This window comes from Streptomyces sp. NPDC005195 (genome assembly GCF_040608315.1).
Classification (GTDB): domain Bacteria; phylum Actinomycetota; class Actinomycetes; order Streptomycetales; family Streptomycetaceae; genus Streptomyces; species Streptomyces kaempferi.
The window spans coordinates 115,339-123,515 of the sequence record NZ_JBEXHZ010000021.1; the positions used below are offsets into that span (position 1 = coordinate 115,339).

Here is an 8,177-nt window from a genome sequence, read left to right on the forward strand (position 1 = left end):
GACCTGGCTGAAGGGCTGCCCCCGTGAACCGAGCTCTCCCCGACGTCCGACTCCGTGTCCCCACCGACGAGGACGCGTTCGCCTGGCACCGGATCTTCGCGGACCCGGAGGTCATGGAGTTCCACGGCGGCCGGGCGGCCGAGTTGTCCGTGTACGAGGAGCTCACGGCGCGGCAGCGACGGCACGACGCCGAGCGCGGGTTCTGCCTGTGGACGATGGTCGACCCCGAGGGCGAGGTGCTCGGGTTCACGGGCGCGCAGCCGTGGCCGCGCGAGTGGGGGCCCACGGGCGAGATCGAGATCGGCTGGCGGCTCGGGCGCGCGCACTGGGGCAAGGGGTACGTCACCGCGGCCGCGCTGACCACCCTGGAGCGGGTACGCGCGGCGGGCGTCCCCCGGGTCGTCGCCATGGTCAGACCCGGCAACGAGCGGTCGATCGCCGTGACCCGACGCGTGGGCATGGAACTGGCCGAGGTCTTCGCCGGTCCCACTCAGGAGAATGCGGCGCACTGCTACCGGCTCACCCTCTGACGGTTCCCGCGAGGGGCTCCGGCGGGGGCCGCGTACGAAGGGCTGCGCGCGGTTCCCGCAAGGGCCGTTCACCGGTCCGTCGCCGGAGGCCGCCGACAGCTCGCGCCGAGCCCGTCGGCGGCCCGAGCGGAGCCCGCCGACGGCCCGCGCGAGGGCCGTCGACGCCTTCCGCAACGGACCGGCCGGGGCTTACCCTGCCGGTACCGCTGGGGGTGACGTCCGTGCGCCTGACACCCGGGACACCCGAAGTGCGCGTGCCGCGGCTCATCGGCCTGATGGCTGTGGACGCCCGGGAGAGGGCCGAGGCGCGAGGCGTGCTGCTCGCCGCACCCGACCGGCCCGACTTCGCTCTCACCGTCGTCGACTACGTCGTACGCCAGTCCCCGCCGCCCGGCTCCGAGATCCCGCGCGGTGCCGTGGTCACCGTATGGTTCGACCTCGGTGACACCGAGGGAGGCGCCGGGGTGCGTGAACCCCGGTTGCCGCTCCCGCCGTCGGGCGGTCCGCGCCGTGAGCTCGACGAGCCGGGTGACCCGTTCGAGGCGCTGAGATCCGTCAGGCCTTGAAGCCCCGGTGCAGGGCGACCACGCCACCCGTCAGGTTCCGCCACGCCACCTTCGACCAGCCGGCCTTGCGCAGCCGCTCCGCCAGGGCGGGCTGGTCGGGCCACTCCCGGATGGACTCCGCGAGATAGACGTAGGCGTCGGGGTTGGACGACACCGCGCGGGCGACCGGCGGCAGGGCCCGCATCAGGTACTCGGTGTAGACCGTGCGGAAGGGTGCCCAGGTCGGGTGAGAGAACTCGCAGATCACGACCCGGCCGCCCGGCTTGGTCACCCGGTACAGCTCGCTCAGCGCCGTGTCGGTGTCCTGGACGTTGCGCAGACCGAAGGAGATCGTCACCGCGTCGAAGGTGTCGTCCTTGAAGGGCAGCTTCGTCGCGTCGCCGGCGGTCAGCGGCAGCCAGGGGTGGTTCTTCTTGCCGACCCGGAGCATGCCGAGGGAGAAGTCGCACGGCACGACGTACGCGCCGGTGCGGGCGAAGGGGAGCGACGAGGTCGCCGTGCCGGCCGCCAGGTCCAGGATCTTCTGCGCGGGGCGCGCGTCGACCGCTTTCGCGACCTCTCTGCGCCACACCCGGTCCTGGCCGAGCGACAGCAGGTCGTTCGTCAGGTCGTACCGTTCCGCCACGTCGTCGAACATCGAGGCGACTTCGTGCGGCTGCTTGTCCAGGGATGCGCGGGTCACGGTCCCATTGTGGCAGCACGGGGCGGGCGGCACTCCGGCGCCCGGCCCGTACACAGGTCTCGTACGGCCACTCAGGGGAACAGTCTCGGCCTCTTCCGGGCCGCGACGTCCTCGACCCAGCCGCACAGCGGGATCGCGATCCAGATCAACACCCAGCCGACCCCGAACATGAACCACTGGCTCTCCAGCGGCAGCCACTTCTCGAAGGCGGGCACCTTCCAGAACCGGTCGATCAGCGGAACGGCGGCCACCAGGGCGATCTCGTGCCAGAGGTAGACCGTCACCGCCCGCCCGTTGAAGATCGTCACGGTCCGGTCGAGCCGCCTGAAGCGGGCCAGCCAGGCGAAGTCGACGCGGTAGCGGGCCTTGAAGTACATCAGGAGCGCCACGAAGCCGGCCGACCAGAAGGCCTGCGCGACCGGGATCTCGTCCAGGTCGTAGGTGCCGAACTCCGTCCGGTGCGCGAAGGCGAACCAGCCGCCGAAGGCGAGGAGCGCCAGCGAAACCGTGATCACCGGGGCGGGCCTGAGCCGCTGGAGCACGCCCTCGCGGTGCGCGAAGCCCGCCAGCCAGCAGAACAGGAAGGTGGCGAGGTCCGTGAGGCCGCTGCCGAAGCGGTCGTACGGCGGCCGCCATCCGTACCGGAGGACCAGGACCGGGACGAGGGAGAGCAGCAGGGCCGGGAGGGGCGCCTTGCGGAAGACCTTCAGGAGGAGCGGTGACAGCAGGACGAGCCAGAGGTAGGTCCGCAGGTACCAGAGGATCTCCCAGGCCTGGACGCCCCACGCGTCGCCCGGCGGGTCGCCGACCGGCACGATCCAGAAGACGATCTGCCAGCCCGGCATCCAGTCGTGGACCAGCATCGCCACGACGACGAAGAATCCCCAGAACCAGAAGGGCGGCAGCAGTCTCCGCATCCGGCTCCTGACCACCTGGAACGCCGGGCGCTCCAGGGACTTGGCCATCAGCGAGCCGGCCAGGGCGAACATCACGCCCATCGACGGGAAGACCAGGCCGGCCCAGGCCCAGCCGAAGGCGTGGTACGCCACGACCCGGACCAGGGCGACGGCGCGCAGCGCGTCGAAGTAGCGGTCGCGGCCGTCGGCCCTGGGGACGGCCCCGGACTCCGGCTTCGGCTCCGCATCCAGCACCGGTTCCGCATCCGGCGTCGGCTCCACCCGCGGTTCCGGCCGCACCCATGGCGCGGACTGGTCGTACAGGGGTTCCCCCTGGCCGTACGGGAGGTACTCGTAGCCGAATCCATGGCCGAATCCGTAGCCGGACCCCTCCAGCCTCTCCTGCCTCTCCGACCTCTCTGGTCCCTCCGGCCCCCGCTCCCCCTGACAGCCCTGTTGCCCTTGCTGTTCGGCGCCCCAGCTCATGTCAGCCCATTCCTGCCGGGTTTCCGACCTCACCCGTGCGCTTGAGCTTCTGCCAGCGGAGGCGGCCGCCGGTCAGAGCCGTGACGGAGGAGTGGATCAGGACGAGGTACATCATCTGGCGGTAGGCGAGCTGCTGCAGCGGCAGCATCGCGAGGTAGCGGTACTTCTCCCGGTCGAGGTGGAACGCGTAGGCGGCGCAGACGAGTTGGACGACGAGCACCGCCAGCCAGGCCAGCAGTGACAGCCGGAAGTCCACGAAGATCATCGAGTACACGGTGAAGACGTCGATGAGGGGCGCGAAGAGCGGCGTGACGATCTGGAAGAGCACGACGAGCGGCATGCCCACGCGCCCGAAGCGGCCCGAGGGTCCCTTGTCCGTGAGGGACGTGCGGTGCTTCCACAACGCCTGCATGGTGCCGTAGCTCCAGCGGTAGCGCTGGCTCCAGAGCTGCCTCAGCGAGGCGGGGGCCTCCGTCCAGGCCCTGGCGTGCTCCTGGTACACGACCCGCCGGCCCGCCCGGTGCAGAGCGATGGTGATGTCGGTGTCCTCGGCGAGCGTGTCCTCGCTCATGCCGCCGACCTCCAGCACCGCGTCCCGCCGGAACGCGCCGATCGCGCCCGGGATGGTGGGCATGCAGCGCAGCAGGTCGTACATGCGGCGGTCGAGGTTGAAGCCCATCACGTACTCGATGTGCTGCCAGGCGCCGATGAGGGTGTCGCGGTTGCCGACCTTGGCGTTGCCCGCGACGGCGCCGACCTCCGGGTCCGCGAACGGCTGCACGAGCTGGTGCACCGCGTCCGGCTCGAAGACGGTGTCGCCGTCCATCATCACGACGATGTCGTGGCTCGCGTGGCGCACGCCGTTGTTGAGGGCGGCCGGCTTGCCCGCGTTCCGCTGGCGGATGACACGGACGTTCGGCATGCCCAACGACTCGGCGATCGCGGACGTACCGTCCGTCGAGCCGTCGTCGACGACGATGATCTCGATCGGATGCGTGCTCCTCGCCAGCGAGTCGAGGGTGTTGGCGATGCACTCCTTCTCGTTGTACGCGGGCACGATCACGGTCACCGGGCGGGTGACCGTCGGTCCCCAGCTGAACCTGCCGCCCTTGCCGCGTCTCCTGTTGCGCTGCCGGTGGTGACGGCGGGCGAGCACCAGCATCATCGCGAACCGGCCGAGGACCGCGACGCCGACGACGAACAGGAAGGAGGACAGGAGCGGGACGATCCACTCGGCGACGGCGACGGCCCAGATGAGGGCCTTGCCCTCGTAGAGGATGGCTCCGCCGGCCTCCCGCTGACCGGACCGCGCGACGTTCACGGCGCGGGTGCCGGTGTCGGCGCTGCCGCTCCCGACAGCGACGCCGCTGCCGCTGCCGTCGAGCTTCGCCATCGCGCCGCTGACCGTGGTGAAGGAGTACCCCTTCGCCTTCATCTTCTTGATGTACGTGTCGAGCGCCGCGACGGTCTCGGAGCGGTCGCCGCCCGCGTCGTGCATGAGGACGACCGCGCCCTCGTTCTTCTTCGGCGTGGCCCATCGCACGATCTTCGAGACGCCGGGCTTCTTCCAGTCGTCGCTGTCGGTGTCGACGAAGACGCTGGTGTATCCGAGATCGCCGATCTCCTTGTAGACCGGCCAGCTGTAATTGTCGACGGCGGCGATCTCCGAGGAGTACGGGGCGCGGAAGAGCGTGGTGGTGACCCCCGCCGCGCCCGCGAGGGCGAGCTGCGTCTGCTCGAGCTCGCGCTGGAGCCTGCCCGCGCCCTGGTAGGAGAGGTCGACGTGGGTGAAGGTGTGGATGCCGACCTCGTTGCCCTGGTCCACGAGGTCCTTCACGACGTCCGGGTAGCGGGAGACCATCGAGCCGACCACGAAGAAGGTCGCCTCGACGTCGTTGTCCTCCAGGACCTTGAGGATCCGGGGGGTCCAGGTCGGGGTCGGACCGTCGTCGAAGGTGAGCGCGACGGTCTTCCCGGGCAGGGACCGAGTCCTCGCCGTACCGCCGGCGAAGGTCAGGAGCGGACCGCCGTCGAGGATCTTCCGCGGCACCTTGTCGTAGGCCGCGCCGTCGCGGACCCGCGCGTCGTCGCCGATCTCGGAACGCAGATAGCCGTCGAGCAGCATCACGCTGGTGAGCCCCAGCAGGAGCAGCAGAGCCAGGATCACGCGCGGTTTCTGCAGGGCCGCGGCCCGGCCCGCGGCCCGCTCCATCCGGGAGGGGGCACGCCGGCGTCCGCGCGAGGGCGTCGTCGAATTCATGGGGGTGGGTCCGTTCCGGTCAGTGGGCGCCTGAGGAGGCGGACTCGGAGGAGGCCGGGGCCGGGGCCGGGAAGGAGGCGCCGGTGGGGAGGCCGGACGGCGGGTTTCTGGTGGGCCTGCCGGTGGGGGCCGCTCCGCCCTGCGGCCGGAATGCGCCTCCGGGTGCGGAGCCGGCCCCGCCGCCGCTGAACGGGAACAGCGAGGACGGGGCGAGCGTGGTGCCCCAGCCCATGAAGGCCATGCCGAGAACGACCGCGTAGCCGAAGCAGACCGCGCCGACGAGCATGCCGATTCTGCGGAGCAGACGTGCCCTGCGCCCGGAGTTGTCGACGAACACGGGGCCGTCTTCGGGCCCCCTGCCGGGTTTGCGACGGCGGCCGCGCCCTTGAGCGCGGTTTTCGGCGGCTGACTCGAATTGCATTCCCCGGACATTAGGGAGCCTTCATGTGCCCTCTTCCCTGGTTCCCATGTGAGGCGCCCATGAGATTCCGTCCAGCCTGTCCGTTCTCCGTGAGAATCCCTGAACGACCCCGTGCCGCAGAGTCGACGCATATGAACCCTATGCCCAGATCGAATGTCCGACTCTTCCGATTCGGGACCCCTTTTTTGTGGGTTTCCCATAGGCCCCCTGGATTCAAGTGAAGGCATCGGATGTGCCACCTTTGAGCTTCGGAATCGGATTTTGTTTCCGTCCCGGGACGGAAATCACGAGAGCGAGTGCATACGCGATGGGGAGTTTCCTGAGACCGGCCGCCGGGCTCGTCTGTCTGTTCGCCCTGGCCGTGGCGGGGTGTTCCTCCGGCCCCGGCGAAACCTCGGACGCCGCACCCGAGGGGGCCACGGAGACCAGTACGGCACCCGGCACCTCGTACGCGCCCTACGTGAGCGCCACAGCGGCCTCCGTCACGGACACGACGGGGTCCCCGGCCGCCTACAACCTGGCCTTCGTGATCGCGGACGGCGCCGACTGCGTGCCCCGGTGGAACGGTACGGACGCCGTCGGCGAGGCGGCCGTGCGGTCCCGTGTCGCGGCGCTCACGAAGTCCGGCGCGAGCGTGCGCGTCTCCTTCGGCGGGGCGTCCGGCAAGGAGTTGGCCCAGGTCTGTCCGAGCGCGAGCGCACTCGCCGAGGCTTACGGCGCGGCACTCGACGCCGTCGCATCGACCTGGGCCGATTTCGACATCGAGGGCGGCGCGCTGACCGACTCGGCCTCGGTCGCGCTGCGTTCCGAGGCGATCGCACTGCTCCAGAAGGAACGCACCGGTCTGCGGGTCTCCTTCACACTGCCGGTGATGCCGTCCGGCCTCGACGCCGGCGGCCTGGCGCTGCTGGAGTCCGCGAACGACCACTCCGTGCGGGTCTCCACCGTCGACATCATGGCGATGAACTACGGGAGTTCGTACACCGGCGACATGGGTGACTACGCGGAGACCGCCGCCAGGGCGGCCCATGACCAACTGGAGACTGTCTTCGGCCTGTCGAGTGTCCGGGCCTGGCAGGGGCTCGCGCTCACCTCGATGATCGGGGACAACGACGTGGCGGGCGAGACGTTCGGCCTCGCGGACGCGGCCCAGGTGCGGGCCTTCGCCGAGGAGAAGCAGATCGCCTGGGTGTCGATGTGGTCGACGTTCCGGGACCGGCAGTGCTCCGGTGACGACACGGCCTCCGACGGCGCGGCCACCGACTGCAGTGGGGTGAGGCAGAGTTCGGGGGCGTTCGCGAGGGCCTTCGCGGGGTGAGCCGAACCCGTTCCGACGGCTCCACGGAGGGGTTCGCCGGCCGGAACGAAACGGGGGTTCGTCCGACCGGCCCGAAGCGGCTCAGCGGCGTCGGTGCACCAGCCGGCCGGCGCAGACGGTCGCGACGCACGCCCCGTCCGTGTCGAAGACCGCGAGGTCGGCGCGTCCGGTGTCGACGATCGCGGTCTCGCGGGTACGGGGAAGCACGGCCACGTCGTTACGGACGGCCGCGGCACGCAGATCGGGGGTGCCCGCATACCGTTCGAGTACGGCGGTGGAGCCCGACTTCAGGACCGCGTGGAGCCGTTCACGCGGGGACGGCGCCTGCGGCAGCGGGCCCTCGTGGACCAGCGCGGGTCCGAGCACACCGGGCCAGCGCCTCAGCCGTGCCCCCGGAAAACGCTCGAGCAGTTCGCCCAGGGACCCGGCCCCCACGACCCGGTCCCCCCGCACGGCGACCGCGCCGTCCCGCACGGGCTCCGTGTCCCAGCTGAGCCGCAGCTCGTCGGCGGCGTGAATGGTCAGCACGGCGGGGTCAGTTGGACGCGAGCAGCTTCAGCTCGGGGTGGGCGGTGCCGCCCGCGATCGCGGTGGACGAGATGTGCGACATGACCCGCTCGTCGACCGGGTCGTCCGCCGGGTCGTCGTGGACGACGATGTGCTCGTACGTCGTGGTCCGCTGGGCGGGCACGCGCCCGGCCTTGCGGATCAGGTCGATGATCTCCATGCGGTTGGAGCGGTGCTTGGCGCCGGCCGAGGAGACGACGTTCTCCTCCAGCATGATCGAGCCGAGGTCGTCCGCGCCGTAGTGCAGCGAGAGCTGGCCGACCTCCTTGCCGGTGGTCAGCCAGGAACCCTGGATGTGGGCCACGTTGTCGAAGAAGAGCCGGGCGATCGCGATCATGCGCAGGTACTCGAAGAGTGTGGCCTGCGTACGGCCCTTGAGGTGGTTGTTCTCGGGCTGGTAGGTGTACGGGATGAAGGCGCGGAAACCGCCGGTCCGGTCCTGTACGTCGCG

Annotated in this window: 8 protein-coding genes and 1 pseudogene; 3 read left to right on the top strand and 6 right to left on the bottom strand. The window is 70.5% G+C overall.

The window, feature by feature from the left end; translation table 11 throughout:
- Positions 1 to 23 precede the first annotated feature (23 nt).
- Both ABZV34_RS22175 and ABZV34_RS22180 read left to right on the top strand, forming a co-directional pair.
- Positions 24 to 530 carry a GNAT family N-acetyltransferase gene (locus ABZV34_RS22175; RefSeq protein WP_356279148.1) on the top strand — a complete coding sequence of 169 codons (507 nt, stop codon included), beginning with the start codon at positions 24 to 26 and terminating at the stop codon, positions 528 to 530.
- Between the two features lie 221 nt (positions 531 to 751).
- Entirely contained in the window at positions 752 to 1,096 is a 345-nt protein-coding gene (locus ABZV34_RS22180; RefSeq protein WP_356279151.1) for a PASTA domain-containing protein, read from the top strand.
- Here the strand turns inward: ABZV34_RS22180 and ABZV34_RS22185 are convergent.
- The 4 genes from ABZV34_RS22185 to ABZV34_RS22200 form a co-directional block, all read right to left on the bottom strand.
- Positions 1,086 to 1,778, bottom strand: a complete 693-nt coding sequence (locus ABZV34_RS22185) for a demethylmenaquinone methyltransferase (protein WP_153289195.1) — start codon at positions 1,776 to 1,778, stop codon at positions 1,086 to 1,088. The two genes, ABZV34_RS22180 and ABZV34_RS22185, sit on opposite strands and share 11 nt — an antisense overlap.
- A gap of 71 nt (positions 1,779 to 1,849) precedes the next feature.
- Positions 1,850 to 3,160 (bottom strand): acyltransferase, encoded by a 1,311-nt coding sequence (locus ABZV34_RS22190; RefSeq protein WP_356279154.1) that lies wholly within the window; start codon positions 3,158 to 3,160, stop codon positions 1,850 to 1,852.
- Between the two features lies 1 nt (position 3,161).
- Entirely contained in the window at positions 3,162 to 5,420 is a 2,259-nt protein-coding gene (locus ABZV34_RS22195) for a glycosyltransferase (protein WP_356279157.1), read from the bottom strand.
- A gap of 19 nt (positions 5,421 to 5,439) precedes the next feature.
- Entirely contained in the window at positions 5,440 to 5,841 is a 402-nt protein-coding gene (locus tag ABZV34_RS22200) for a hypothetical protein (RefSeq protein WP_356279160.1), read from the bottom strand.
- Positions 5,842 to 6,148: 307 nt separating this feature from the next.
- Here ABZV34_RS22200 and ABZV34_RS22205 point away from each other — a divergent pair, with 307 nt between their 5' ends.
- The gene (locus ABZV34_RS22205; RefSeq protein ID WP_356279163.1) at positions 6,149 to 7,159 is read left to right on the top strand and encodes a chitinase; all 1,011 of its coding nucleotides are present in this window, start codon (positions 6,149 to 6,151) and stop codon (positions 7,157 to 7,159) included.
- An 81-nt stretch (positions 7,160 to 7,240) separates the two neighbouring features.
- Here ABZV34_RS22205 and ABZV34_RS22210 read toward each other — a convergent pair whose 3' ends face one another.
- Together ABZV34_RS22210 and ABZV34_RS22215 are read right to left on the bottom strand one after the other, a co-directional pair.
- Positions 7,241 to 7,687 (bottom strand): hypothetical protein, encoded by a 447-nt coding sequence (locus ABZV34_RS22210; protein WP_356279166.1) that lies wholly within the window; start codon positions 7,685 to 7,687, stop codon positions 7,241 to 7,243.
- Between the two features lie 7 nt (positions 7,688 to 7,694).
- Positions 7,695 to 8,177, bottom strand: a pseudogene (locus ABZV34_RS22215) (dehypoxanthine futalosine cyclase); the annotation flags it as partial.